This window comes from Catenulispora acidiphila DSM 44928, assembly GCF_000024025.1.
Classification (GTDB): Bacteria; Actinomycetota; Actinomycetes; order Streptomycetales; family Catenulisporaceae; genus Catenulispora; species Catenulispora acidiphila.
Genome location: NC_013131.1, coordinates 1,698,177 through 1,724,430 on the forward strand (window position 1 = coordinate 1,698,177; position 26,254 = coordinate 1,724,430).

Below are 26,254 nucleotides of genomic sequence, written 5' to 3' on the forward strand. Positions count from 1 at the left end.
CTGTTCATGACGGCTGATCCGACTATCGACCCGGCGGCGATCCGCGAGCTGGCACTGAGCACCGCGGTCGAGGCCAAGGGCGCCCTGCTGGCCCTCGGCGGCGACTACATGTCCTCCCAGGCGGCCCGCACGGCTGCCAAGGACCTGGGGATGAAGGGCTGGCCGTTCTACTTCGGCGGCCGCGTCGGGGTCCTGGGCCCGGTCGCCCCGGAGGTGGTGCACGCGGTGGTCGGGTTCTTCCCGGCTGACCTGGCGGTGCAGAGCTGGACCACGGCCCGCGACGCCAAGCAGAGCCCGCCGCTGGACCGTGTGGTGGACCGCTACCGCGACGTGCAGCGCATGTGGGCCGACGAGTTCCTGGCGGCGTTGCCCGACGACGAGGCCCACGAGCTGGCCGACATGCTCCGCGAGATCGCCACGACCTCCGAGACCGGCCTGTCCCCCCTGGCCGCGGCCTGGGGCGCGATGCCCGAGCCGTCAGCGCCCCGGCACCGGGTGGTCCACTGGTCGATGGTGATGCGCGAGCAGCGCGGCGGCCTGCACATCACCGCGGTCCAGATGGCCGGGCTGAACCCGCTGGAGGCCATCGTCAGCGGCCCGCTCGGCGAAGCCGGCGCGAAGTTCTTCCGCTGGGCGCCGCCCTACCCGCAGCCCGACGACGCGACCCGCCTGTTCCGCGAGCAGGCCGAGGAGATCACCGACGAGCTGGCCTCCCGCGCCTACCGCGGGCTCACCCGAGAAGCGGCCGAGCGTCTGCTGACACTGCTGGCGCGCGCGGCGGAGATGGCGGCCGGCGGCGGCGTGGAGAAGCTGGTGGCCGAGCGCGAGGCACGGAAGGCGTAGGGCGCGCCCGGATGCCGTCGCACGCCACAGCGCGGCATCCGCCCCGGCTTCACCGCCGGGGTCTTGAGGCTGCCTTCAGGGGGTCTGCTGCTTTGAGGGTTCGGCGGCTCGGCCCGACGCGGCACGAACGCGGCACGATTGCGCGGTCGGACTTGAGCCTGCCCTCAGAGGTTCGAGGTTCTGCTGCCTTGGTCCTGCGCTCGCCCTCAGGGTGTCAGCGCGGGTTCTGCCAAGGACCGTCGGGGTGCACCTCCGGAGGCAGCCACAGCTGCGGCTGGACCGTCCGGCAGCGCAGGCCGCAGCCGGGCTGCCAGGGGAACAGCCCGTGGCTGTCCGGCCAGACCAGCTGCACGAACGGCGGAACCGCCCCGCGGTAGAAGCCGACCGCGAAGCCGAACAGCGTCGGGTACCAGCCGGGGTGGACGCGCTTGGCGACCACCGGCTGGGCGTCCAGGATGCCGTCGATCTCGATGTCGTAGCCGAACGGCTTGTTGTCGCGGATCAGCCGCCCGGCGCGGTTCACGCGCTGCTGCATGTCCGGCAGCAGCAGGCCGAACAGGGAGACCTCGGGGGCGCGGTAGCTGTGCCACAGCCCGACCGAGAAGGCCCAGCCGGGGGTGCGGGTGCCGGGCATGATGCCGATCGAGGTCCAGCCGGTGCGCCGCACGTGCGCCGCCGCCTCGCCGAACCAGCCGGGCACGAGCGCGCGGACCGCGTCGTCTTCCTCGTCCTCCAGGTTGTCCTCGTCGGCGAACGCCTCGTTCTCGGCCGCGGTGAGGGTCTGGCTGACGGCGCTCTCGCTGTCGCAGATCACGCAATGGCACGGCGGGATGTCGGCCGTCACGCGACGCCGCTCTTCGTGTTCGCCCGTCGGTTCCGCAGGACCGCCGTGACCGGGACTCTCCGCCATGATGTTCACGATATGCGATGAGTGCATGAGAGTACCTATCCAAGACGCCCGGAGTTCACCTTTCGGACGACCCGTTCTCCGACCGTGCCCGACCCGTTACGCAGGGCTTATGATCACGGCTTGTTCGCCGACATTTCGGCGAATCCGGGCCAGAACGCGTCAGCGAGCAGCACGGCGGACTCGCGCGGCCCGATGCCCGAACCGTCCCGCAGCCGCCAGCGCGCGACCCGCTCGCCGGCGCCGACCAGCGCGTGCGCCAGGATCGACACGCGCGCCGGGGACGCCGCGGGCAGCCAGTGCCCCAGCACGTCCTCCAACAGCCGCGTCTGCTGGCCGCGGATCGCCTCGATGGCCTCCTCGGCGGGACCGGCGGCGATCACCGACTCGTTCAGCAGGACGGCCCAGGCCCGGCCGTGCCGGTCGGCGAAGTCGAAGTACGCCTCCAACCCGGCCTCCAGCACGGCGCGCGGACCGTCGGGCTCGGCGGCGGAGACGGCGTTGAGCGTCACGCTGTGCAGGTCCGCACGGATGCGCGCCACGCACGCCAGCAGCAGTCCTTCTTTAGAGGAGAAGTACTCGTACAGCATCGGCTTGGAGACCCCGACGCGCAGCGACACCTCGTCCATCGACGTGTTCTGGAACCCGCGCTCGGCGAAGACCTCCTCGGCGGCGGCCAGGATCTGCTGCTCGCGTTCGGCGCGGGGTACACGCTTGCGGCGCGGGGCGTCGGTCATGGGCACGGACTCTATCGACTTCTGAACCTACTCTCAGTAGGCTACTCGCCGGTAAGTTACCGGGCGAGCAGGGCAGGGGAGCATGGCCGATCCGCGATTCCACACCGTCGTCGCCTCCGATGGCGCCGAGCTGCACGTCGAGGAAGACGGCGCCGCCGACGCGCCGGTCACCCTCGTCCTGGCCCACGGCTGGACCCTGTCCACCCGCGCCTGGCGGGCCCAGGCCGAGGCGCTGGCCGCCGCCGGGGACGTCCGCGTCCTGCGCTACGACCAGCGTGGCCACGGACGCTCGACCCAAGGCGACGCTTGGCTGTCCGGCGTCCCGGCCGCCGACGCCGACCGCTTCGGCCCGGGCCCGTCGGTCGACCAGCTCGGCGGCGACCTGGCGGCCGTACTGGACCAGCTGGTCCCGTCCGGTCCGGTGGTGCTCGCCGGACACTCGATGGGCGGCATGACGATCATGGCGCTGGCCGACCAGCGTCCCGCGCTGTTCGCGGTCGGCGGCCGGGTGGCCGGCGTGCTGCTGACCAACACCTCCAGCGGCGGGTTGTCCCGGCTCACCCTCGGTTTCCCCGAGGTGGTCGCCAAGCCGGTGCGGCGCTCGATCATCAAGACCCTGCGAAAGATCGCCGCGAAGCCCGGCAAGGCCGATGCGTTCCGCGCGAAGCAGTCCACCAGCGCGCGCCTGGCGGTGGCGCAGACCCGGTGGCTGTTGTTCGGACGCAAGGCGCCGCGAGCCGCGATCGTGGAGTGCAACGAGATCATCAAGACCTGCCCGAGCGCGACGCTCGCCGGGTTCTTCCCGGCGCTGATGACGCACGAGAAGCGCACCGCGCTGAAGGCTCTGGGCGGCGCCGAGGTGGAGGTCGTCGCATCGAGCCGGGACCGGCTGACGCCGGCGGCCCACGCGCGCCGGCTCGCCGAGGCGATCCCCGGCGCGCGGCTGACGGTGGTTCCCGGGACCGGGCATATGCTGCCCATGGAGCGGCCGCAGGTGGTCAGTTCGCTGTTGACGAAGCTGATCGCGGCGGCACGGGCACGCGAGGAGAGCGCAGCATGACGCGCGTCGCCGAGGAAACGGACCCGATGGACCTGTCCGAGGCGCCGATCACCGGCGGCCACGCGGCGCGGGAGCTGCCGGCGCGCGCCACGTATGTGATCGTCGGCTCGGGATTCGCCGGGCTGTGCATGGCGATCAAGCTCAAGCAGGCGGGACGGGACGACTTCGTCATCCTGGAGAAGGGGGACGATGTCGGCGGGACGTGGCGCGAGAACACTTATCCCGGTGCGGCGTGCGACATCCAGTCACACCTGTACTCGTTCTCCTTCGAGCTGAATCCCAAGTGGAGCCGGATGTTCGCGCGGCAGCCGGAGATCCTGGACTACCTGCGGCACTGCGTGCGCGAGTACAAGCTCGAGGAGCACCTGTACTTCGGCGTGCGGTTCGACGGCGGGGAGTGGGACGAGGAGGCGAAGCAGTGGCGGATCAAGCTCGGCGGCCGGGGCGTCAGCCCGGCCGGCGAGAGCGGATCTGGTGCCGGCGCTGAGATCCAGGCCTCGTTCGTAGCTCTGGGCATGGGACCACTGCACCGTCCGCTGCTGCCGAACGTGCCGGGCATCGCCGCGTTCGAAGGTCCCGCGTGGCACTCCGCGCAGTGGCGGCACGACGTGGACCTGACCGGCAAGCGCGTGGCGGTGATCGGGACCGGCGCGTCCGCGATCCAGTTCCTGCCCCGGGTGGCGCGTCAGGCGGCTTCGGTGGCGCTGTTCCAGCGCACCCCGGCGTGGATCATGCCGAAGCGCGACCGGCACATCTCCGCCGTGACCAAGGCGCTGTACCGGAGCGTGCCGGGCTTCCAGCGCGCCCACCGGACGCTGATCTACCTCACGGCCGAATCACGCGCGATGGGCTTCGTGAACCCGAAGCTGATGAAGGTCGCCGAGGGCGTCGCGAACGTCCACCGCAAACGCCAGATCCGCGACCCCGACCTCGCCCGCCGCCTCAAGCCCGACTACACCATGGGCTGCAAGCGGGTCCTGATCTCCAACGACTTCTACCCGGCGCTCGCCCGCGACCACGTCACCCTCGTCGACTCCGGCGTCCGCGAGATCCGGAAGAACTCGGTGGTCGCCGCGGACGGCACCGAGCACGAGGTCGACGCGATCATCTACGGCACGGGCTTCCACGTCACCGACGCCTTCGACGCCATCGACATGCGCGGTCCGGGCGGCCGCAGCCTGAAGAAGGACTGGGCCGGGGGTATGGAGGCGTACTACGGCATGACCGTCGCCGGCTTCCCCAACATGTTCGTCCTGGTGGGACCGAACACCGGCCTCGGGCACAATTCGATCGTGTTCATGATCGAGGCTCAAGCCGAGTACTTGATGAAGCTTCTGGCTTTGGCTGACGACCGCGACGCGACGACGATCGCTCCGACCGCGCAGGCGCAGAACCGCTTCAACACCGGCATCCAGCGCGCCCTGACCACGCAGGTGTGGAGCGCCGGCGGCTGTCAGAGCTGGTACTTGGACGAGTACGGCCGCAACAGCACGATCTGGCCGGGATTCACGTGGCGCTACTGGCTGCGGACCCGGAAGCCGGATGCGGACGCTTACGAGTTCGGGCGCTGACTCAGACCTATGCCTAACGACTACCCATCACAGCTTCAGGAACCGCGAACGCCCCCTGACCCGGTGCGCGAACCGTACCTACGCGCACCGGCCCAGGGGGCGTCCTTCGTCTCAGAGCCGCCGCCCGCGCCGCCTCCCGGCGGTCATCTGCGGCTCCGAGCTCACGCGGCCGCGCGCTCTCCAGTGGTCACCAGCACTGCGAGCACCGTCCGGGACGGGATCGACAGCTTGGCGAAGATGCGCGACAGGTGCGCCTCGACGGTCTTGGTGGACAGGCCCAGTACCCGGGCGATCTGACGGTTGGTGCGTCCGTCCCGGACGAGCCGGGCGATCTCCATCTCTCGCGCCGTGAGGCGGTCGAGCGATGCGGGGCGCTGGGTGCCGACGGTCGTGGTGCTCATTGGTGGTTCCCCCCTGTTGTGATGGTTTTACCTGTGACGTCCTCCGTGCTGTTGGCCGACTGGTTCGGGGTCGGTGGCGGGCACGGGGTGGCGTCGGTGTTCACCGTCCACGTGGTGCGCGTGCTGCGGGCGGCGTGGGGCGTGGTCAGGTAAGGGAGATGTGGTGCCTGTCGTCGATCTTCGGCCCGGGCGCGACAGCGCTTCCGGCCGACCCCGTGTGCGCGGGGTCTTCCGGCGCGCGCCACTGCGCCCACACCTCAACCCCGACAGTTCGATCGGCCAACTCCGACCCTTAGGTCAGAAGGCCAATCCCCCCATCCTGGCCCATGCACTGAACTATAGGGTGGCCGCGGAAAGCGCGGTAGGGGTTCTCCCATAACGACCCGATTTCAGCACGGTGAGCTGGCAAAAGCCACCGAAGAGTTTGCCCCGGAAGCGCTCGCGACGGCGTCGACATATGTGGACGGACACATTCCGTGCACATCCAGTTCCGGATCGATGTCGTAGGACGTTTTCCCCGACAATGTGACCGACTGGCTCTGCGCGCCGGTCGATCCCGGAGAATTCGAGGACGACGATCCGGCGAAGGTCACCGTGACCGTCACCGACCCGGTCCCGCTGGTCGTGATGTGGACGTGCGCGATGTACGTGAAGCTGCCGGACTGGTCCGCGGTCAGCGACTGGACACTCAGGGACCTGACACCGCCCGCAGGCTGCTGATGCGTGCTCGGCGGCGGGGGAGGAGCGGCCGCCGAGGTGTGCGGCGCGGCGCTGGTCTGCGGCGCTGAACTCGCAGGCGTGGTCGGCTTCGCCGGCGGCGGGCTGGCGGGCTTCGAGGTGCTCGGTGCGGGCGGCGTCGGGGTGTCCGTGGCGGTCGGCGCGGTGACCGCACCGGCGCCGGCCGAACTCGACGAAGCGCTGCTGCTCGCCTCCGGGCTGGAGCTGCTGGAACTCGTCGCGGGCGGCAGTACTGTCGCGGTGTTGTTGCTGGGCTTCTTGTGCGTGAGCCCGACAAACGCCACCACGCAAAGGGCCGCGAGCACCACGGCCGCCAGCGCGTAGCGCACGATGCGTCCGCGATCGACGGGCTCGACCGGCTCGGTCATCGGGAACACCGGCGGCGGAAGGTCGCTGCCGCCTTGGAAGTTCTCGAACTCGTCGGGGCTGGAGGCGCTGGAGCCGAACAGGCCGACGCTGGCGGCCGCGCCGATACCGGCAGCCGTGGCAGCCGTGCCGGCGCCGATCCGCGCCGTGCTGGCAGACGAAGGCGCCGATGCTGAGGCCGGGGCGGGAGCCGGCGCCGAAGCAGAAGCCGAAGGCGGCGGCGTGGCAGGCGGATCGGGACGGAACAACGGCCGCGTCGACTCCTCCGCGCCGATCCCCAACGCCACCGGGGCGACGGGAGCGACCGGGGGGTGAGGAGCGACCGGAACGATGGGAGCCAGCGAGACGTGCGTAGCGTCGTCGTCCTTGGCCGCCGGCGCGCTGCCGGCTGCGGGACCGGCGTTCGGCGGCGTCCGGGGCACGCGCGGACTGTCGTCGTCGCCGACCAGGCTGACGACCGGCGCCCGCGGCTTGCGCGGCCGACCGGAGTCCGCGGGACCACTGTTCGGCGGCGTCCGCGGGATCTGCAGGATGTCCGCGCCGACGCCGCTGTCGGCATCGGGTTTCGCCTCCGCCGGACCCTGGTTCGGCGGAGTCCGCGGCACATGCGGCACAGCGGCTTCGGACGCCTCGGAGGCTGTGCCGTCGAAGCCGTACGGCTCGCGGTCCGCCGGCGGCCGTTGGACGCGCGCCGTGTCCGGGTCGCGGGTAACAGGGCCTTGATTCGGGGGAGTCCTCGGTACCGGCCTGGCCGTGCCGGTCGGCTCGGGCCTCGGCGGAGCTGGCGACGCTGCGATACCCGGAGTATCGGCGATGCCGGACTTCTTCTCCGCATGAGGAGCAGAGGCCGGCTTCGCCTTAGCTATATGCGTTTCTTCGGCCGACAAGGTCCGTTCGGACGTCTCGGCACGCATACCCGGTGCATCGGGGGCACTCGCCACGTCCATCAGCGCCGCGTCCATGAGAGCCGCACCGGGACCGCGCAACGGCGTGATCCGTGCTGTGCGCTCTTCTTCGCCGCTCTTGGGGACGTCTGCGTGCCCTCGGGCATGGCGTGCGGGAGAGGACGTAGGTTCCACGGGTTCTTCGATACTGGGAACCGGGGTCTGCTGAGCCACCGCACCGGTTCCTGCGTCGGCTCCGGGCTGCGGACTGACCGCCTCGACCGGCTCGACCGCCTCGACCGCGCCGTCACCACCAGCCGCCGCACCCTTGCCGCGCCGCAGCTGCGTGACCGAAGCGATCCGCGTCACCGGCGCCGTGCCGTCGACCATCTCCAGCGTCCGCAGGCGCTGCGCGTCGAGCCGCTTGACCCAGTCCGCGTATCCGTCGGCGGACCACGACGGCCAGGACTGTGCGGACTTGCCCTCAAGCCTCGGCAGCCACCACGAGGCGAAGTACTGCGCGTCCACGGCGAGCTGCTCGACGGCCGGCAGCCACTCCAGGTCGCGGCGGCGTCCGCCGCGCGGCGCCTGCGCCAGCTTGGACAGCACCGGCCGCAGCCGCACCGCCAGATCCCGGGCGTCCCGCGCCGTCTGCGTGGCCTCCTGCGGGTTGGTGGCGGGGTGCCATTCGGTGCCGGCCAGAATGCCGGTCACCAGCGTCCGTGTGCCGCCACGCCCCCGTTCGTCTCCCCTGTCAGGCATGGCTACGAACGTATCCGTTTTGGATGTTCGAGTACAGATACCAGATTAAGAACCTTAAGAAGCCATCCGTCTTCTAGAAGCCCAGGATGAGTCAGAAGTCCTTGATCAGCTTCGCCAGTGCCTCGGCGGTCAGCGCCGGGGTCAGGGCGGTGACGCTGATGCGCTCTATCACCTGCAGGTACACGTCGACGTCATCGCGCTTGTCCAGGTAGAGCGCGCCTGCCAGGTGCTCCAGGTAGACCACGTCGGGCAGGTCCGGCTCGGCGAAGCGCAGGATGGTGAACGCTCCGGCTTCCGCGGCGTGCGCGCCGGACTGGAAGGGCAAGACCTGCACCGTGACGTTCGGCCGCTCCATCATCTCCAGCAGGTGGGACAGCTGCTGGCGCATGATCTCCGGGCTGCCGACCGGGCGGCGCAGCGCGGCCTCGTCGACCACGGCCCACAGCCGCGGCGCGTCCTGCTCGCGCAGCAGCACGTTCTGCCGCTCGAGCCGGACCTGCACGCGGCGCTCGGAGTCGCTGTCGTAGACACCGCGGCCGGCCATCACGGCCCGCATGTAGTCGGCGGTCTGCAGCAGACCCGGTATGTACTGCACTTCGTAGGTGCGGATCAGGGAGGCGGACTCCTCCAGGCCGATGTAGCCGGCGAACCAGCTCGGCAGGACGTCGTGGTAGCCGTGCCACCAGGTGGTCGCGTTCGCGGCCTTGGCCATCGACAGGAACGGTTCGCGGGCGCCGGGGTCGGTGACGCCGTAGAGCGTCAGCAGGTCTTCCACGTCGCGCATCTTGAAGCCGACCCGGCCGAGCTCCAGACGGCTGATCTTGGACTCCGACGAGCGGATCTCCCAGCCGGCGGTCTCCCGGGTGATCGCGGCGGCCTCGCGCAGGCGCCGCAGTTGCGAGCCGAGCATGATCCGGCGCACCGTCGCGCCGCCCGAGCGCGGCGGCTCGGACTCCGGATCAGCGGTGTGGGGCCCACTCATTGCTTCCTCGCTCCGTCGCCAGGCCCGGAGCCCGCGTTTCGCAGGTGCCGGGCGGTGGATCAGCTGCCGATTGTGCCACTCGGGCGTCCGCTTGTGAACACCGCAAGCCTAGGTGGTGCCCGCCGTCGGGACACCCGGCAGCGTGCCACAGAACCCTGAATCATTTCGTCAAAGACTTTGCCCATCCGAGACCCTGCGCGCGCCGTCTACGCTGTAGCATGCACGTGCATCCGCCTTATGCATAGGAAAACTCTGCGATTGCATGCGCCGCCGCCACAGCGGCCGGCCCTGACGGGAGACCCGATGGTCGCGTCTGGTTACGCCTACTCCCTGCTCCATGCCGACCTGCCGGTCTGCATCGGGTACCAGGCCGTGGGGCGCAGCGTCTCGACGCGGCATTGCGTGCTCCCGGCGCGGGCCGAGTCGGTCTCGGCGGCGCGGCGCTTCGTGCGGGACGTCGCGGAGGACTGGCGCGGACAATCCGACAGATTCGGCACATTGCTGGAGAATCTGGGCATCGTGGTCTCCGAACTCGTCACCAACGCCCTCGTGCACGCCTATGAAGCGGTGATGCCGGGGCGGGTGTGCGAGGAGTCCGACTTGATATCGCTGTGTCTGGTCCACGAACCCTGCGACACCGGAGCCGGGGAAGCGGGCGTGGAGCGGGTGCTGTTCGCCGTCGCGGATCCCTCGGCCGCCTCGCCGGTGGCACCGACCCCGGCGCGGGCGGCCGACGGCTTATGGGGGCTCGACGAGTCCGGGCGGGGGATGTATCTCGTGGAGGCGCTGGCCGACGATTGGGGCTGGCGCCGCTTCCGTGCTCCCGGGGCGGCCGAACCGTCCGGGAAGGTCGTCTGGGCGCTGTTCGAGCTCGCCTGCTGACCGGCGTCGGCACGCGTTTTTCTCCAGGGCTTCAGACAAGGATTCCCATCGGCTTGACGGCCGCGCCGCTGACGGCTGTGCGCCGGCGCCGGAAAGCGTGACGCAGTAACCGCTTTCCGTGTTCATCCTCACATTCGGCTGCGAAGTGATCACGGGCGGCTTCCGGGTGATTCGGTTGGCTGTCGCAGAGCTCGAATGTATATCGATCTGGTATCGAAGACACTCCGAACGCATGCCTTGAACCTGCGGGGAGAACCTTTACCCGCTCTTTGAACGTTTCACACTCGAAACCTCTGCGCGTGAAGCAGCAAGACCGCTAGCATCCGTTTACTGCCATGCATCAGCGAATGCTGATTCACGCTCAGATGCACGTGCAGTGGATCAACCCTTCCCACCGTACATGTAAGGGGAAAAACGAGATGAGCGAGTTCGAGCCCTACAACGGCATGCCGGCCACTGAGGTCGCCGCCGCGTGGCGCAAGAGCAGCTACTCCAACTCGCAGGGCAACTGCGTGGAGTTCGCGGGCATGGGGGACGGCTCGGTCGCGGTGCGCAACTCGCGCGACCCGCACGGCCCGGCCCTGCTGTACACCCGGGCCGAGATCGAGGCCATGATCAACGGGATCAAGGACGGCGAGTTCGACGACCTGCTCGGCTGAGGCCGGATGGGAGCTGCGTGATAGATAGTGGTGCCCGCTTCCGGCACCTGGGGACGACACTCTTGGCCTCACTCTTGGCCTCGCACCTCCGTGGCGCGATGATGCAGGGATGGCTGGCCCGACCGGAAGCGGTGTGGAACCGCGGACGGCCGCCGAGATCGCGGCGGCCGTCCGTCAGGGAAAGAGCAGTGTGCGCGGTGCCGTCCAGGAGGCTCTGGACCGCATAGCCGCCGCGGACCCCCGGATCGGGGCGTTCCGCAAAGTCCGGCACGACGCGGCGCTGGCCGAGGCCGACGACCTGGCCCGCCGCCCCGACCTCGCCGAGCTCCCGCTGGCCGGAGTACCGGTCGCGGTGAAGGACAACGTCCCGGTCGCCGACGAGCAGTGCCGCCACGGCACGGCCGCGACCGCCGACCGTCCGCCCGAGCCCGAGGACCACCCGGTGGTGGCGCGGCTCCGCGCCGCCGGCGCGATCGTGGTCGGCCTCACCCACACCCCGGAACTGTCGCTGGTCGCGATGACCGACAGCGCTCTGGGCATGGCGCGCAATCCCTGGGACCTGACCCGGACGCCGGGCGGCTCCTCCGGCGGCGCGGCAGCGGCGGTGGCCGCCGGGCTCGTGCCGATCGCGCACGGCAACGACGGTCTGGGCTCGATCCGCGGACCGGCGGCGTGCTGCGGGTTGTTCGGCATCAAGCCCGGCTTCGGGGTGGTGCCCTCCGGGCTCGGCCGGAACTCCTGGTGGGGGTTGTCCGAGAACGGCCCGCTGGCCACCACGGTCGAGGACGCGGCGTTGATGCTGTCGGTGATGGCCGACGATCCCACGCTCGCCGCCGCGCCGGATGTGCGGCCGTCCGGGCTGCGGATCGCGGTGTCGACGGCGCCGACGTCGAAGGGCTACCGCATCGACCGCGAGTACAAGGCAGCCGTCGAGAGCGTGGCTGCCCAGCTCGAAGAGGCCGGGCACACCATCGTCGAGGCGCGCGGCTATCCGCAGTACCTCGGCTTCGGCGCGGTGCAGACCTGGTACGCGGCCGCCGCCATGGACGCCGAGGAGTACGACCGGCGGGCCCTGGGCCGTACGACGCGCCGGATGGCGGCGGCGGGCCGCACGCTGGCGAAGGTCGGGATGACCGGCGCCGGGACCCGCCGGAAGTGGCGGGACACCGGCGCCGAGAGGTTCCTCGGCGACGCCGACGTCGTGCTGACCCCGACGCTGCTCAGGCCGCCGCCGGAGGCGCTGCGATGGGGACGGCGCGGGTTGCTGCGCACCTTCGCGGCGAATACCTCCTACGCCGGGATGTGCCCGCCGTGGAACCTGGCCGGATGGCCGGCGATGAACGTGCCGACCGGGACGCACAGCAGCGGGACGCCGATCGGCGTGCAGTTCGCCGCGCGGTCCGGGCAGGAGGCGCTGCTGCTGGGGCTCGCGGCGCATCTGGAGGCGGTGCGGCCGTGGCCGCGGACGGCGCCGGTGGGGGTCGTGGGCGGCTGAGGGGTGCTGGGCCGTACGGCGCCGCCGGCCGACGCGGCTGGCGCGACCGGCTGGCGTGATCACCGGTGTGACCTGAGCGGTCACTCGATCCCGATAGACTTGGCCCATCATGGAGCAGCCTGCCGACACCGTTCTTGTCATCGACTTCGGGGCCCAGTACGCGCAGCTCATCGCGCGCCGGGTCCGTGAAGCCCACGTCTACAGCGAGATCGTGCCGCACACCGCGACGGTCGCCGAGATCCTCGCCAAGAAGCCCAAGGCGGTGATCCTGTCCGGCGGGCCGTCCTCGGTCTACGCCGACGGGGCGCCGAACGTCGGCGCGGAGCTGTTCCGCGCCGGGGTGCCGACCCTCGGCATCTGTTACGGCTTCCAGGCGATGGCGCGCGCCCTCGGCGGCGTGGTCGAGCAGACCGGCGGCCGGGAGTACGGCCGCACCTCGCTGGAGGTCACCGACACCGAGTCCACGCTGTTCCAGGGCTCGCACTCCGAGCAGCCGGTGTGGATGTCGCACGGCGACGCGGTCGTGGCCGCCCCCGAGGGCTTCCGGGTCACCGGGACCACAGCCAAGACCCCGGTCGCGGCGTTCGAGGACGACGAGAAGCGGCTCTACGGCGTCCAGCACCACCCCGAGGTCCTGCACTCGCAGTTCGGGCAGCTGCTGCTGGAGAACTTCCTCTACAAGGGCGCCGGCATCGCGCCGGACTGGACCACCGGCAACATCGTCGAGGAGCAGGTCGCCTCGATCCGCGAGCAGGTCGGCACCAAGCGCGCCATCTGCGGGCTGTCCGGCGGCGTGGACTCCGCGGTCGCCGCGGCCATCGTGCAGAAGGCGGTCGGCGAGCAGCTCACCTGCGTGTTCGTCGACCACGGCCTGCTGCGCAAGGGGGAGGCCGAGCAAGTCGAGAAGGACTTCGTCGCGGCGACCGGCGTGCAGTTGAAGGTCGTCGACGCCGAGCAGCGCTTCCTGTCGGCGCTGGCCGGGGTGTCCGACCCCGAGGAGAAGCGCAAGATCATCGGCCGCGAGTTCATCCGGGTCTTCGAGCAGGCCGAGCGGGAGATCGTCGAACAGTCGGCGGACGCCGGCGAGCCGGTGCGCTTCCTGGTGCAGGGCACGCTCTACCCCGACGTCGTGGAGTCCGGCGGCGGCACCGGCGCGGCGAACATCAAGAGCCACCACAACGTCGGCGGGCTGCCGGACGACTTGCAGTTCGAGCTGATCGAGCCGCTGCGCAAGCTGTTCAAGGACGAGGTCCGGCAGGTCGGCCGCGAGCTCGGGCTGCCCGAGGCGATCGTCGGCCGCCAGCCGTTCCCGGGCCCGGGGCTGGGCATCCGGATCGTCGGCGAGGTCACCAAGGCGCGGCTGGACCTGCTGCGCGAGGCCGACGCCATCGCCCGCGAGGAGCTGACCGCGGCCGGGCTGGACACCGAGATCTGGCAGTGCCCGGTGGTGCTGCTGGCCGACGTGCGCTCGGTCGGCGTGCAGGGCGACGGCCGGACCTACGGCCACCCGATCGTGCTGCGTCCGGTCTCCAGCGAGGACGCCATGACCGCCGACTGGTCGCGCCTGCCGTACGAGGTGCTGGCGCGGATCTCCACGCGGATCACCAACGAGGTCGCCGAGGTCAACCGGGTGGTGCTGGACGTCACCAGCAAGCCGCCGGGGACGATCGAGTGGGAGTAGGCGTTGGTTTTGCTGCGCGGTGTAGGTGCGCGGTGTAGCTGCGCGGCGCTTGTGGGCCGGGTCTTCGGACCCGGCCCTTCGCGTTCACCGGCCCTCGCCTGCCGCGCTACTGCCCGTCGTCGAACGCGAGCGCCTCGCGCAGCTTGCGGTTGACGTGGCGCAGGCGCTCGACCGTGCGCTGGGCTTCGCGCAGCTCGAAGCGCAGGCGGATGATCTCTTCGAGCGCGGCGAGGTCGGCCAGATCGCCGAGCTCTGCCAGGTCGCCGGAGGCCAGGTCGGGTTCGACTTCCTCGGCGTACTCGGGCTCCGGCGCGGCCGGGATCGCGAGTTCCGCCGGCTGTGTCAGCGCGGCCTGGACCTCGGCGGACCACTGGAGGGCGTCCGGTTCGGGGGAGCGGCGGACGAACTCGTGGATGACGGCGCCGGCCGGTTCGGGCTCAGCGGGCTGATGCGGCGGCGCGGGCGTCTCGTGGTTCGGCGCGAAGTCCTCGGCAGCGAAGTCCTCGGCAGCGTCGGCGGCGGGCGCCGGTACGACCGGGATCTGGATCTGTAGCTGTTCTTGCGCCGGGGCGAAGTCTTCGGCGGGGTCGGCATTCACCGGCGCGGCCGGAGTCTGCTCGGCGGCGGCGTCGGCGTCGGCGTCGGCGGTGGCGGCGTAGTCGTCAGCCGAATCGGCAGCGGCAGCAACGTCATCAGCAGCAGCGACATCACCGGCATCCGGTCGCGCCACCAGCTCGCTCGGCTCGTCCCGAGCCAGCTCCTCGACGTCCGGCTCCCGCATCATCGCCGCGGTCCAGCCCGCCGCCTCGCAGGCGGCGTCGCGGAACTCCCGCAGCTGCCGCAGCATCCCCTCGCTGGAGGGGAACAGCGCCATCGCCTGCGCGACGTTCGCCACCGCCAGCGGCGCGGCCTGCACCGTATCGCCCAGCTCCGAATACGCCTGCGCCAGCTTGATCCGCGCCATCAGCGCGTCGCGCGGTCCGGAGCCGATGCCCTGCTCGGCGCGCTCCAGCTTGGCGATCAGGCCGCTGATCCACTCCTGCGGGTCGGCGTAAGGGTCGGCGTACTCCTCGACCGGCTCCCCGGCCACCGCCGGCTCCTCGAGCTCGTCGGCCTCTTGACCGAGTTCGTACTCTGTCATTCCTTCCCCCTGACGACGTCGAAGGGCGCCGACGTGACGTCGGCGCCCCGCGGCTGGCTCGGCACGATACTACGGCCGGACGATCATCGCCACAGGCATCGAGTGGAGCGGGGCGTACTGGATCACGGTGCCCGGCATGGCGGCGTGGATGATCTCGCCGCCGCCCACGTATATCGCCACATGGTGCAGGCTGCCGTAGTAGATCACCAGGTCGCCGACGGCGATGTTGCTCTCGCTGACCTGCGGGAACTCGTAGGCCTGCGCCGAGGAGGAGTGCGACATCGACACCCCGGCGGCGCCCCAGGCGGCCATCGTCAAACCGGAGCAGTCGAAGCTGCGCGGGCCGTCGGCGCCGTAGACGTACGGCTTGCCGAGCTGGGCCTTGGCGAACGCCACCGCTATCGCCGCGCGGGCGTTCGGCGCCGGCGGCAGGTTGGCCGGCGTCTTGACGTTCTGCACGTTCTGCTGGCTCTGCTGCTGCGTGTACTGCGTCCGCTGGGCCGGCGTCAGGGAGTTCAGCAGCGCCTGCGCCTGCTTCTCCTTGGAGTCGATGTCGGACTTCTTCTGCGCCATGTCGTCGCGGGTCTTCTGCAGCTGCTGCAGGTCCGCCGTCGCCAGGGACTTGTCCTGGTCCAGCTGGCGCTTGATTTCCTGCGCGGTCTGCATCGAGGACGCGGAGTGGCTCGACATCTCGGCGTTCGCGGTGGCCTGCTGCAGGAAGGCGTCCGGAGCCGCCGACAGCATCAGCTGCAGCGAGCTGTCGACACCGCCGGCGCGGTACTGCGCCGCGGCCAGGCTGCCCAGCGAGGACTGGGCGGAGGTCAGCTGAGTCTGCTCCGCGGTGATGCGGGCCTGGATCTGGTTGACCTTGTTCTGCAGCGTGGCCAGGTTCGACGCGGCCTGGTCGTACGCCTCCGAGGCCTGCTCGGCCTGCTGGTGGAGGTTGTTGACCTGGCCCTTGACGTCGTTCAGGGTCGGCGCGGGGTCGGCGTGGGCCAGACCCGGGACCAGGGCGATGGAACCGACCGTGGCGGTCGCCAGCGTCACCGCGGTGCGAGGCCCGGTGATCGTCTTCTTGGACGCGCGGTGAGTGGTCACGGTTTTGTGGGACGCCACTAGGGCGACTCTCCTTCTCTCCCTGCCGCCTACCGGGTTAGCTGTCGGGTTCGGGCTGAGAAGCGTGCCCTACAGGCCGCCGCGCGGGGGTACGAGGCGGACCGATTCACCCCTTGGCCCCAGTGGATGCGGGCCGGTGGGACTGGTGGGTCCCCGGTTCCGTCTCGGCGCTCCGCCTCGGGCTGTGTGGAAGCCCGTGGAAACTGCGGGTCGCGCTTCGCCGGATTCGGCGTGAACTCCCGCCACCGTCCAGGTTGGTCGGCGTCGTTACGAGAGTCCGGCCGTAACCCTAGCGAGACCCCGGACGACAAAACGGACCGGCCCAGGAGGCTATACCAGGATTTTACTTTGGCAGGCGTTTAGTGGTCCTGATTCAGTCCGTGCTGTCCGAGTTGGTACTAGGTCGATCGCGTGATTGTTGCCGACAGAGTGTCGGCATGAGGCCTTCCGATCCCCGGACCCGGTGGTGAAAGTACTGAAAGAGTGCCAGCTAGTCCTGTGTTTCGCCGGTCGGCTGGAGGGCGCTCGGCAAGATCATGGCGCAGCAATTTCGAAGACACCAGTGGCGGGCTACCCGTGATTCCGGGTGCCCGCCACTGGTTCGCAAGGCGTGCCGGCGTCCGCGCGGTCGGTCCGGCTATGTCAGATCTCTGCTATCGCAGAGCTCTGGCTTACAGCCTTCGCCTTCCGGCGCGTCCGGCGCCGCTCTGTTAGGTGTCTTCTAGGTGTCTTCGGTGTGTTCTGCGTCACGCCGAGGTCGCCAGCGGCCGCGTCGGCCACTCCGGCTCGGCGTAGGACTTCTCGCCGCGCCGCTCCCGGTAGGCCGCGCGGTCGGCCTCCTGCTCGGCCTTCCAGCGCGCCTGCGCCTCGTGCAGCCGGACCGCGTCCAGCGTCCCCACCGCGGTGTAGCTGGCGCCGATCACCTGCGCCAGGTTCATCGCGGCCAGGGCGTCGGCGGCGGCGTCGTGGGCGTGGGTGATGGTCACGCCGTAGAACTGGCACTGCGCCTCCAGGGTGCGCGCGCCCTTGCGGAACTTGTCCATCTGCCGGTCGATGACCAGCGGGTCGATCACCGGCGCGACCGGGGCGCGGGAGGCCAGCGGGGTCAGGCCGTTGCGGGCCAGCTCCGCCTCCAGCAGCGTCAGGTCGTAGGGGGCGTTGAACACCACCAGCGGGGTGCCGGCGCGCAGCTCGGCGGCCAGGGCGTCGGCGATCTCGTCCAGCGTGCGGCGCGGCTCGGTGCCGTGCTCGCGGGCGTACTCGGTGGTGATGCCGTGGATCGCGGTGGCCTCGGCGGGGATCTCGACGCCGGGGTCGATGAGGAAGGCCTTCTCGGCGCCGTCGGAGGTGACGAGGGCGGCCGAGACGATGCGCACGGACTTCGGGTCGCGGCCGGTGGTCTCGGTGTCGAAGCCGGCCAGCCGGCGGCGGTGCCAGCCGTCGTGCGAGCCGCGCTGTGGCGGGACGGCCGCCTGGACCGGGGTCTCGCCGGCGGGTCTGGGCTCCCGGGCCGGGGCGCACTCGTGGTGGTAGGTCTGCCACGCGCCGTCCACCGTGGCGCGGGTTCCGGCCTCGGCTTCCACCCGACCCTTGCACGCGGCGCACGTCCCCGCGTACTTGTTGACCAGAGTCACTGTGTTGTTCTCCCTCACCTCGTGTTGCCACCATGGTGGCGCACCGTTCTGACAAACACCGCCAGACTCGGGTCCGGCGACGTCAGCGGCTACCCTGGTGGACTACGGCGGTTTTTTAATCCGCCCGATCTGTTGATTTCCGCGCGAAGGATGACTACGACGTGTTCGACACGCTCTCCGATCGTTTGGCCACGACGTTCAAAAACCTGCGCGGCAAGGGTCGGCTGTCGCCCCAGGACATCGACGACACGCTGCGCGCGATCCGCCAGGCGCTCCTGGAGGCGGACGTCTCGCTGCAGGCGGTCCGGCCGTTCATCGCCGCCGTCCGCGAGCGGGCCGAGGGCGCCGAGGTCTCCAAGGCGCTGAACCCGGCGCAGCAGATCATCAAGATCGTCAACGAGGAGCTCGTCGCCATCCTGGGCGGGGAGACCCGGCGGCTGCGCTTCGCCAAGAACCCGCCGACGGTGATCATGCTCGCCGGTCTGCAGGGCGCTGGTAAGACCACGCTGGCCGGCAAGCTGGCCCGTTGGCTCAAGTCCGAGGGCCACACCCCGATCCTGGTCGCCGCCGACCTGCAGCGGCCCAACGCGGTCACCCAGCTCCAGGTGGTCGGCGAGCGGGCTGGCGTGCCGGTCTTCGCCCCCGAGCCCGGCAACGGCGTGGGCAACCCGGTGAAGGTGGCCAAGGACTCCATCGACTTCGCCAAGACCAAGCTGCACGACGTGGTCATCGTCGACACCGCCGGCCGCCTGGGCATCGACGCCGAGCTGATGAAGCAGGCCGCCGACATCCGCGACGCGGTCAGCCCCGACGAGGTCCTGTTCGTCGTCGACGCCATGATCGGCCAGGACGCGGTGATCACCGCGCAGGCCTTCATGGACGGCGTCGGCTTCGACGGCGTGGTGCTCACCAAGCTCGACGGCGACGCCCGAGGCGGCGCGGCCCTGTCGGTCCGCCAGGTCACCGGCAAGCCCGTGATGTTCGCCTCCTCCGGGGAGAAGCTGGAGGACTTCGACGTCTTCCACCCCGAGCGCATGGCCGGCCGCATCCTCGACATGGGCGACATGATGACCCTGATCGAGAAGGCCGAGCAGGCCTTCGATCAGGCCGAGTCCGAGAAGATGGCCCTCAAGCTGGCCCGCAACGAGTTCACCCTCGAGGACTTCCTGAACCAGATGGAGCAGCTCAAGAAGCTGGGCTCCATGAAGAAGCTCCTCGGCATGCTCCCCGGCGTCGGCGAGATCAAGCAGCAGCTCAACGAGATCGACGACAAGGACGTCGACCGCATCGCCGCCATCATCAAGTCGATGACGCCGGGCGAGCGCGACGACGTCAAGATCATCAACGGCTCCCGCCGCCAGCGCATCGCCCGCGGCTCAGGCACCACGGTCCAAGAGGTCAACAACCTCATCGACCGCTTCCTCGAAGCCAAGAAGATGATGCAGCAGATGGCCAAGGGCGGCATGCCCGGCATGCCCGGCCTCCCCGGAGCCGGCGGCCTCGGCGGCACCAAGCGCAAATCCGCCAAGGCCAAAGCCGCCGACAAGGCCTCCAAGTCCAAGGGCCGCTCCCGCTCCGGCAACCCCGCCAAGGCCAAGGCCGAAGAAGCCGCCCGCCAGGCCCGCAAGGACGGCACCGGCCCCGGCGAAGACGCCCCCGGCCAGTTCGAACTCCCCGCCGAGTTCAAAAACCTGCTGCCTCCGCAGTAGCGCTCGCAGCCCGCATCTCGCAGCACGGCGCGGCCTGGCTGGACGCCTGATCCAGCTCGGCCGCGGCACAGCTCGGCTCAGCAGTCGGCCGGATGCCCGATCAGGCGTCCGGCCTGCTCCATGTCAGTCCGATCGCACACGCCTCGCGCGCAGATCGAGTGCTCGGCCCGGCGGCAGGTCTGCTGTCTGGCTCAGCCCAGCTTGCTCGCGCTCGGCCCGGCCCTGCTCGGCTTGGCGGTCGGGCTGTTTCCAGGTTTGCTGTCTGGCTCAGCCCAGGTCGGCTCGATCGCGCTCGGCCCGGCCCTGGTCGGCTTGGTCGTCGAGCTGTTTCCAGGTCTGCTGTTCGGCCAGGTCCAGGCCAGCCCGATCGCGCTCGGCTCGATCTCCCTCTCCCCGCAGGTCAAGCGTCCGCTGCGGTGTTCGCGCGGCAGCAGGTCTGTTGTCCAGCCGGAGTCCGCCCACCTGCCCCGCCCATCGTCGGCCGCCCTCCGTGCCGGGTGATCCACCGCCCGTCGCGACTCGCCGGAGCCTCCCGCCCCCCGCCTGCGCCGGTGGCGTCCCGAGCAGCCGGAACGTTCTGGCACAATGGAAGCTTGTACCGGTCGCGCATGGCCCTCTCTCCTGCGCTCGCCGTGTCCATCCGGCTGCTGCCGATGCCATGTCCCCACGTGGCGGCGCGGCGGCACCACCCGCAGTCAACCAAGCAGGAGACACCACACCGTGGCAGTCAAGATCAAGCTCAAGCGCATGGGCAAGATCCGGAACCCGCAGTACCGGATCATCGTGGCCGACGCCCGTACCAAGCGCGACGGCCGGGCGATCGAGGAGATCGGGAAGTACCACCCGAAGGAGGACCCCTCCTACATCGAGGTCACCTCCGAGCGCGCGCAGTACTGGCTGGGCGTCGGCGCGCAGCCGACCGAGGCCGTCGAGGCGATCCTGAAGATCACCGGCGACTGGCAGAAGTTCAAGGGCCTGGACGCCCCGGCGCCGATGAAGGTCGCCGCGCCGAAGGCGGACCGCAAGGCCGTCTTCGAGGCCGCCGCCAAGGAGGCCGCCGACGAGCCCAAGACCGGCGCCACCACGCCGAAGAAGAAGGCCGAGAAGAAGGCCGACGAGACCCCGGCGACCGAGGCTCCGGTGGAGACCCCGGCCCCGGCCGTCGAGGCTGAGATCGCTTCCGAGGGCTGAGCATGCTGGAAGAGGCCCTGGAGCACCTGGTCAAGGGCATCGTCGAGCACCCCGATGAGGTCCGGGTCCGCGAGCGCGACCAGCGCCGCGGCAAAGTCCTGGAAGTCCGGGTCCACCCGGACGACCTGGGCAAGGTCATCGGCCGCGGCGGGCGCACGGCGCGGGCGCTGCGCACCGTCATGGCCGCCCTCGGCGGCCGCTCGCTGCGGGTCGACCTCGTCGAGGCGGCCGGCTACCGGTGAGCCCTGACGTTGAGAACCCCTCCGGCCGGCCCGAGGCGCTGCGCCTCGTGGTCGGCCGGATCGGTCGTGCCCACGGCATCCGCGGCCAGGCCACCGTCGAGGTCCGCACCGACGACCCCGAGCTGCGCTTCGCCCCCGGCTCCCGGCTGCTGACCGAGCCGGCCGAGCGCGGCCCGCTCGTGGTCACCGACATGCGCTTCCACAGCGGCATCCTGCTGCTGGCCTTCGAGGGCGTGGCGGACCGGAACGCCGTGGAGGCCCTGCGCAACACGATCCTGGTCGTCGAAGCGGACCCGGACGAGACCCCGGAGGACCCCGAAGAGTTCTACGATCATCAGCTCGTCGGCCTGCCCGTCGAGCTGGCGGACGGAACCGTGCTCGGGGAGATCGCCGACCTGCTGCACCTGCCGGGGCAGGACGTCCTGGCCGTCAAGCGTCCGGACCGTCCCGAGGTGCTGATCCCGTTCATCAAGCAGTTCGTCCCCGTAGTGGACGTCGCCAACAAGCGGATCGTCGTCGATCCGCCGGCCGGGCTGCTGGACCTGGACAGCGTCGAATAACCGCCACCGGAGCGGTCATCCCATGCGCATCGACATCGTCACCATCTTCCCCGAGTACCTGGCGCCGCTGGACGTCTCGCTGATCGGCAAGGCGGCGGCCGCCGGGATCCTCGACGTGCGCGTGCACGAGCTGCGCACCTGGACCCACGACCGGCACAACACCGTGGACGACTCGCCGTGCGGCGGCGGGCCGGGCATGGTGATGAAGCCCGAGCCGTGGTCGGAGGCGCTGACCCAGATCGTGCCGCCGGGGACGGAGGACGGAGCGCGGCTGATCGTGCCGACGCCCTCCGGCCGCCCCTTCACGCAGCGGATCGCCGAGGACCTCGCGACCGCGTCCCACCTGGTGTTCGCCCCGGCGCGCTATGAGGGCATCGACCGGCGGTTCATCGAGGCCGCCGCGGAGCGCATGCCTGTGGAAGAGCTCTCCATCGGCGACTACGTGTTGGCCGGCGGCGAGGTCGCGGTGCTGGTGATGGTCGAGGCGGTGGGCCGACTGCTGCCCGGCGTGTTGGGCAATGCCGAATCCGCTAAGGACGACTCCTTCGGGCACTCCTCTGACGGCGGTATGGCAGGACTCCTAGAGGGTCCCGTATATACGAAGCCCGCCAGTTGGGACGGCCGTGAGGTTCCGCCTGTGCTGCTGTCCGGAAACCACGCAGTGATCGCACGCTGGCGCCGGGATCAAGCGTTGCGGCGTACGTCGGAAATGCGCCCGGACCTGATCGCGGCCCTGGACTCGGCGGCGCTGGACAAGAAGGACCGCGCGCAGTTGGCGGCTTTGGGCTGGTCGCAGACACCGGACGGATTTCGTTTCGACCCCGACGCTGTGTCAGACTAGGCCGGTATTGCTTGAGCAGGTGCCTGCCCTTCCATAAGCACCGCTACCTGCCCGCCGGACGCGCCCTGCCACAGGGGGACCCGCCCACGGCGAATTCAAGCCGGAATCTGGTTTCACCACCTCAGCCGTGGCCGACCTGTGGCGTCCACGAGGAGAGATCATGGACAAGCTGTCCAATATCGACGAGCTGTCGATGCGCATCGACGTGCCGGCGTTCCGCCCCGGCGACACCGTCAACGTGCACGTCAAGGTCGTCGAGGGCAACCGCTCCCGTATCCAGCAGTTCAAGGGCGTCGTCATCCGCCGCCAGGGCTCCGGGGTGCGCGAGACCTTCACCGTCCGCAAGGTCAGCTTCAGCGTCGGCGTGGAGCGCACCTTCCCGCTGCACACCCCGATCATCGAGAAGATCGAGGTCGTCACCCGCGGCGACGTCCGCCGGGCGAAGCTGTACTACCTGCGCGACCTGCGCGGCAAGAAGGCGAAGATCAAGGAGAAGCGCGAGGCGGTCGCGGGCCACTGAGCCCCGTCTTCCCGCACGCTCTTCCACGGCTCCGGGCCACGTCCTCAGTGCGAGGACGTGGCCCGGAGCCGTTTACACAATCCTCAGGCAAGTCCTATAACTTGTTCGACTGGGAACGGCTGTTCCTGTCTGTCCAGCAGTACTGACCCGGGTCAAAGGACTCGACGACGAACAGGCTAGGGTGCGGCCGGTGGCCAAGGGGCAAAGGCGCCGGCTGAAACCGGTGAGGTTGTGGAAGGAACTGCCGATCCTTTTCGGGGTCGCGCTGTTGCTCGCCCTGGTGATCAAGACCTTCTTCGTCCAGGCCTACTTCATCCCGTCGGAGTCCATGCAGCACACCATCGAACCCGGAGACCGGGTCCTGGTGAACAAGCTGACCCCGTGGTTCGGCTGGACCCCGCAGCGCGGCCAGATCGTGGTCTTCAAGGACCCCGGCGGCTGGCTGGACCCCTCGGAGATCAAGAAGGACAACGCCGTGGTCGGCGGGGTCAAGAAGGTGTTCTCCTGGGTCGGCCTGCTCCCCGAGGGCAACGAGCAGGACCTGATCAAGCGCGTCGTCGGAGTGCCCGGCGACGTCGTGCAGTGCAAGGGCGTCGGGCAGCCGGTGACCGTCAACGGCATCCCGCTGGACGAGCACTCCTATCTCTTCCGCGGTCCCGACGGACAGCTGGACGACCCCTCGCAGACCCCCTTCGGTCCGATCACCGTCAAGCCGCACACGGTGTTCGTACTCGGAGACCACCGGAGCGACTCCGGGGACTCGCGGGTGCACCTGCAGGAGACCTCTCAAGGGCTGGTCCCCTATTCGGACATGCAGGGTCATGCTTTCGTGCGGATATGGCCGCTGACACGTATCAGCGGACTGGGTACACCTTCTACGTTCTCCTTAAAGAACTCTGCGCAGGCAGTCCAAGGTGCGGCCGGTGTGCCGACCCTGCTGTGGGGGTTCACGCTCGCGGTGCCGCTGAGGGCCCGGCAGATGCGGCGGCGCCGGCGCGGCGGCGCTGTCCTTCCGGACCCCGCGGGCGTAACCAATCGGCTACGCGGGCGGTTGGGTACGGAGCGGCCGCTTGGCTGAACCGGACTTTCGAGGGACTGCGAAGGGAACGACATGGACCAGGCGGCAGCGAAGCGGAGCGGGCCTGGCGGGTCAGCGGAAGGGCAGACTGTGACAGTGGACGAGAGCTCCGAGACCGCCGACAACCCGGTCGGCGGCGGTGAGGCCGGGATCCCGCGCCCGGACCACGCGGCGCACGACCAGGGAGCCGGCTACGCGCCGTCCTCCGGGTACGCGCCGTCGTCGGGGTACGACCAGTCCGGGTACGACCAGGCGGGTGCGGCCGGCGGCTACGGCGGCCAGGGCAGCCAGGGCGGGTACACCGAGCAAGGCGGCTACGCCGGGCAGGGCGGTGGCTACGTCGACCAAGGCGGCTACGGCGACTACGCCGGGTACGGCGGCCCTGGTGGGCAAGGCCAGTCCGGCGGTCCCGGTGGCCAGGGCGGCCCTGGTGGTTACGGCGGTTCCGGTGGCCCGGGTGGTCCCGGCGGCCCGACCGGCTCGTCCGGTCCGGGTGGTCCCGGCGGCTTCGGCGGCCCTGAGGACCCCGACTCCTACGGCGGCTCCGAGGGCGTCTCGCCGTCCCCCGAGGACGAGGAGCCCGCTCGCGAGCCCGCAGCGCCGGCCGGACCCCGTACGTGGTGGCAGTGGGTCCTGCTGCCGTTCGCGGTGGTGTGGCGCTTCGCGTTCCCGAAGAAGCCGCGGCCGTTCATCGTCGAGCTGCCGTTCCTGCTCGCGATCGCCCTGGTGCTGGCCTTCATCATCAAGACCTTCCTGGTCCAGGCCTTCGTCATCCCCTCCGGCTCGATGCAGAACACGCTCGAGATCAACGACCGCGTGCTGGTGAACCGGTTCTCCAATTGGATGGGCCACGAGCCCAACCGCGGCGACATCGTGGTCTTCCAGGACCCGGGCGGCTGGCTCGACAGCGAGCCGGTGAAGCCCAAGAACGTGTTCAGCAAGGCCCTGACCGCGGTCGGTCTGCTGCCGGAGGACAACGGCGACCTGATCAAGCGGGTCATCGGCGTCGGCGGCGACGACATCAAGTGCGCCGGCAACGGCGCGCCGGTGACCGTCAACGGCGTCCCGCTGCAGGAGTCGGGGTACCTGTACCCGGGCAACCTGCCCTCGATGGAGCCCTTCGAGGTGCACGTTCCCCAGGGCAAGATCTGGGTCATGGGCGACCACCGCGAGGTGTCCGTGGACTCCCGCGCGCACATCAACGGCCCGACCGGCGGCTTCGTCCCGCTGGGCAACGTGGTCGGCATCGCGGTGCTGAAGGTCTGGCCGCCGTCGCACTTCGGCACGCTGGCGGTGCCCTCGACGTTCAAGAAGAGCTTCCAGGCGCTGTCCTCGCCGAGCGCGGTGCCGGTGACGGCGTTCACCATGGCGCTGCCGATCACGGTGGTGCGCAGGCGTCGGAAACTGCGCAAGCTCGCTGTGGCCAGCCACCCGAGGATGTAGACGTTTATCAGCTACTAGAGGTGTAGTTCTACTACCTTTGTAGTGATTTGACCGAGTGACCTAGGGCGGTCGCGGCAGGGACTTCCAGCTGCGGCCGCCATTGTCGTCCCCGGCGCGTTGTACGTTATAGACGATGACCACCACGCCCACTCTCACGCTGCCGCGCGGCGTAGCCATCCGCTCCGACGCGGGGATCTACGGCTACGAGCGTGCTCTGGCCCGTGCCGGGTTCGCTCAGGTCGCCGGCACGGACGAGGCCGGTCGGGGTGCCTGTGCCGGTCCCCTGGTGGCGGCGGCTGTGATCCTGCGCCCCGGCGCCTCGGGCCGCATCCCCGGCCTGTCCGACTCCAAGCTGCTCACCGAGAGGGCCCGCGACCGGGTCCGCGTGGAGATCGAGAAGCGCGCGCTGTCCTATGCGTGGGTCGCCATACCCGCTCCCGAGGTGGACAGCCGGGGTCTCCACCAGGCGAATATCGAGGCATTGCGCCGCTCTGTGGCCCGTCTCGACGTCGCCCCCGACTATGTCCTCTCGGACGGGTTCCGCGTCGACGGCCTTCCCTGCCCTAGCCTGGCCATGTGGAAGGGGGACCAGGTCGCCGCGTGCGTGGCCGCCGCCTCGGTGCTGGCCAAGACCGTGCGGGACGCCATGATGACCGAGTTGGCCCAGCGCCACCCGGCCTACGGCTTCGAAATCCACAAGGGCTACTCCACCCCCGCCCACCAGGCCGCGTTGACCGAGCACGGGCCATGTCCGGAGCACCGGTTCACATATGCCAACGTGGCGAACGTTTCCCCGCGTTGTGGGTGACAA

General features: G+C 70.1%; 24 protein-coding genes, 1 pseudogene and 1 riboswitch. Of the genes and pseudogenes, 17 read left to right on the plus strand and 8 right to left on the minus strand.

The genetic code is table 11. The features are described from left to right. Positions 1–6 precede the first annotated feature (6 nt). Positions 7–843 carry an SCO6745 family protein gene (locus CACI_RS07445; RefSeq protein ID WP_012785711.1) on the plus strand — a complete coding sequence of 279 codons (837 nt, stop codon included), beginning with the start codon at positions 7–9 and terminating at the stop codon, positions 841–843. A 214-nt stretch (positions 844–1,057) separates the two neighbouring features. Here CACI_RS07445 and CACI_RS45235 read toward each other — a convergent pair whose 3' ends face one another. Together CACI_RS45235 and CACI_RS07455 are read right to left on the minus strand one after the other, a co-directional pair. Beyond that, the gene (locus CACI_RS45235) at positions 1,058–1,687 is read right to left on the minus strand and encodes a DUF4262 domain-containing protein (RefSeq protein WP_190276734.1); all 630 of its coding nucleotides are present in this window, start codon (positions 1,685–1,687) and stop codon (positions 1,058–1,060) included. Between the two features lie 179 nt (positions 1,688–1,866). Continuing rightward, positions 1,867–2,487 carry a TetR/AcrR family transcriptional regulator gene (locus tag CACI_RS07455; RefSeq protein WP_012785713.1) on the minus strand — a complete coding sequence of 207 codons (621 nt, stop codon included), beginning with the start codon at positions 2,485–2,487 and terminating at the stop codon, positions 1,867–1,869. 82 nt (positions 2,488–2,569) lie between these two features. On the opposite strand from CACI_RS07455, the gene CACI_RS07460 reads away from it, so the two are divergent. Together CACI_RS07460 and CACI_RS07465 are read left to right on the plus strand one after the other, a co-directional pair. After that, a complete protein-coding gene (locus CACI_RS07460; protein ID WP_012785714.1) occupies positions 2,570–3,547 on the plus strand; it encodes an alpha/beta fold hydrolase in 978 nt (325 codons plus the stop codon). Further along, positions 3,544–5,118: a flavin-containing monooxygenase gene (locus CACI_RS07465; protein WP_012785715.1), complete on the plus strand. Its 1,575-nt coding sequence runs from the start codon at positions 3,544–3,546 to the stop codon at positions 5,116–5,118. The genes CACI_RS07460 and CACI_RS07465 overlap by 4 nt, the downstream gene beginning before the upstream one ends. 161 nt (positions 5,119–5,279) lie before the next feature. Here CACI_RS07465 and CACI_RS07470 read toward each other — a convergent pair whose 3' ends face one another. The 3 genes from CACI_RS07470 to CACI_RS07480 form a co-directional block, all read right to left on the minus strand. Then, positions 5,280–5,519, minus strand: a complete 240-nt coding sequence (locus CACI_RS07470) for a helix-turn-helix domain-containing protein (RefSeq protein WP_041540106.1) — start codon at positions 5,517–5,519, stop codon at positions 5,280–5,282. Positions 5,520–5,908: 389 nt separating this feature from the next. Continuing rightward, positions 5,909–8,269, minus strand: coding sequence for a hypothetical protein (locus tag CACI_RS07475; RefSeq protein ID WP_143765167.1), 2,361 nt, complete (start codon positions 8,267–8,269; stop codon positions 5,909–5,911). Between the two features lie 91 nt (positions 8,270–8,360). Further along, positions 8,361–9,251, minus strand: a complete 891-nt coding sequence (locus tag CACI_RS07480; RefSeq protein ID WP_012785717.1) for a helix-turn-helix domain-containing protein — start codon at positions 9,249–9,251, stop codon at positions 8,361–8,363. A gap of 303 nt (positions 9,252–9,554) precedes the next feature. Here CACI_RS07480 and CACI_RS07485 point away from each other — a divergent pair, with 303 nt between their 5' ends. The 4 genes from CACI_RS07485 to guaA all read left to right on the plus strand — a co-directional run bounded on the left by CACI_RS07485 (position 9,555) and on the right by guaA (position 13,968). Then, positions 9,555–10,133: an ATP-binding protein gene (locus tag CACI_RS07485; protein ID WP_012785718.1), complete on the plus strand. Its 579-nt coding sequence runs from the start codon at positions 9,555–9,557 to the stop codon at positions 10,131–10,133. 419 nt (positions 10,134–10,552) lie between these two features. Then, on the plus strand, positions 10,553–10,792 hold the full coding sequence (locus CACI_RS07490) for a DUF397 domain-containing protein (RefSeq protein ID WP_041540107.1): 240 nt from the start codon (positions 10,553–10,555) through the stop codon (positions 10,790–10,792). A gap of 109 nt (positions 10,793–10,901) precedes the next feature. Next, positions 10,902–12,287 (plus strand): amidase, encoded by a 1,386-nt coding sequence (locus tag CACI_RS07495; RefSeq protein ID WP_012785720.1) that lies wholly within the window; start codon positions 10,902–10,904, stop codon positions 12,285–12,287. Between the two features lie 109 nt (positions 12,288–12,396). After that, a complete protein-coding gene (guaA, locus tag CACI_RS07500; RefSeq protein ID WP_012785721.1) occupies positions 12,397–13,968 on the plus strand; it encodes a glutamine-hydrolyzing GMP synthase in 1,572 nt (523 codons plus the stop codon). Between the two features lie 106 nt (positions 13,969–14,074). On the opposite strand, the gene CACI_RS07505 is transcribed toward guaA, so the two are convergent. The 3 genes from CACI_RS07505 to CACI_RS07515 all read right to left on the minus strand — a co-directional run bounded on the left by CACI_RS07505 (position 14,075) and on the right by CACI_RS07515 (position 17,859). After that, positions 14,075–15,109: a hypothetical protein gene (locus CACI_RS07505; protein ID WP_012785722.1), complete on the minus strand. Its 1,035-nt coding sequence runs from the start codon at positions 15,107–15,109 to the stop codon at positions 14,075–14,077. Positions 15,110–15,178: 69 nt separating this feature from the next. Beyond that, on the minus strand, positions 15,179–16,225 hold the full coding sequence (locus tag CACI_RS07510) for a C40 family peptidase (RefSeq protein WP_012785723.1): 1,047 nt from the start codon (positions 16,223–16,225) through the stop codon (positions 15,179–15,181). A gap of 11 nt (positions 16,226–16,236) precedes the next feature. Then, positions 16,237–16,405: riboswitch (cyclic di-AMP (ydaO/yuaA leader) on the minus strand. 566 nt (positions 16,406–16,971) lie between these two features. Continuing rightward, positions 16,972–17,859 carry an exonuclease domain-containing protein gene (locus CACI_RS07515; protein ID WP_012785724.1) on the minus strand — a complete coding sequence of 296 codons (888 nt, stop codon included), beginning with the start codon at positions 17,857–17,859 and terminating at the stop codon, positions 16,972–16,974. Positions 17,860–18,020: 161 nt separating this feature from the next. Between CACI_RS07515 and ffh the strand changes: the two genes are divergently transcribed. The 10 genes and pseudogenes from ffh to CACI_RS07565 form a co-directional block, all read left to right on the plus strand. Beyond that, entirely contained in the window at positions 18,021–19,568 is a 1,548-nt protein-coding gene (ffh, locus tag CACI_RS07520; protein ID WP_012785725.1) for a signal recognition particle protein, read from the plus strand. 120 nt (positions 19,569–19,688) lie between these two features. After that, the gene (locus CACI_RS07525) at positions 19,689–20,069 is read left to right on the plus strand and encodes a hypothetical protein (RefSeq protein ID WP_012785726.1); all 381 of its coding nucleotides are present in this window, start codon (positions 19,689–19,691) and stop codon (positions 20,067–20,069) included. A gap of 219 nt (positions 20,070–20,288) precedes the next feature. Further along, positions 20,289–20,759: a 30S ribosomal protein S16 gene (gene rpsP, locus CACI_RS07530; RefSeq protein WP_012785727.1), complete on the plus strand. Its 471-nt coding sequence runs from the start codon at positions 20,289–20,291 to the stop codon at positions 20,757–20,759. A gap of 2 nt (positions 20,760–20,761) precedes the next feature. Then, entirely contained in the window at positions 20,762–21,001 is a 240-nt protein-coding gene (locus CACI_RS07535) for an RNA-binding protein (RefSeq protein WP_012785728.1), read from the plus strand. After that, positions 20,998–21,561, plus strand: coding sequence for a ribosome maturation factor RimM (rimM, locus tag CACI_RS07540; protein WP_012785729.1), 564 nt, complete (start codon positions 20,998–21,000; stop codon positions 21,559–21,561). The genes CACI_RS07535 and rimM overlap by 4 nt, the downstream gene beginning before the upstream one ends. 22 nt (positions 21,562–21,583) lie before the next feature. Then, a complete protein-coding gene (gene trmD, locus CACI_RS07545) occupies positions 21,584–22,402 on the plus strand; it encodes a tRNA (guanosine(37)-N1)-methyltransferase TrmD (RefSeq protein WP_012785730.1) in 819 nt (272 codons plus the stop codon). Positions 22,403–22,562: 160 nt separating this feature from the next. After that, a complete protein-coding gene (rplS, locus tag CACI_RS07550) occupies positions 22,563–22,922 on the plus strand; it encodes a 50S ribosomal protein L19 (protein WP_012785731.1) in 360 nt (119 codons plus the stop codon). 190 nt (positions 22,923–23,112) lie between these two features. Continuing rightward, positions 23,113–24,000, plus strand: coding sequence for a signal peptidase I (gene lepB / locus CACI_RS07555; protein ID WP_223297475.1), 888 nt, complete (start codon positions 23,113–23,115; stop codon positions 23,998–24,000). A gap of 96 nt (positions 24,001–24,096) precedes the next feature. Next, positions 24,097–25,443, plus strand: coding sequence for a signal peptidase I (gene lepB, locus CACI_RS53460; protein WP_049871500.1), 1,347 nt, complete (start codon positions 24,097–24,099; stop codon positions 25,441–25,443). Positions 25,444–25,576: 133 nt separating this feature from the next. After that, positions 25,577–26,248 (plus strand): annotated as a pseudogene (locus CACI_RS07565) (ribonuclease HII); the annotation flags it as partial. Positions 26,249–26,254: the final 6 nt, after the last annotated feature.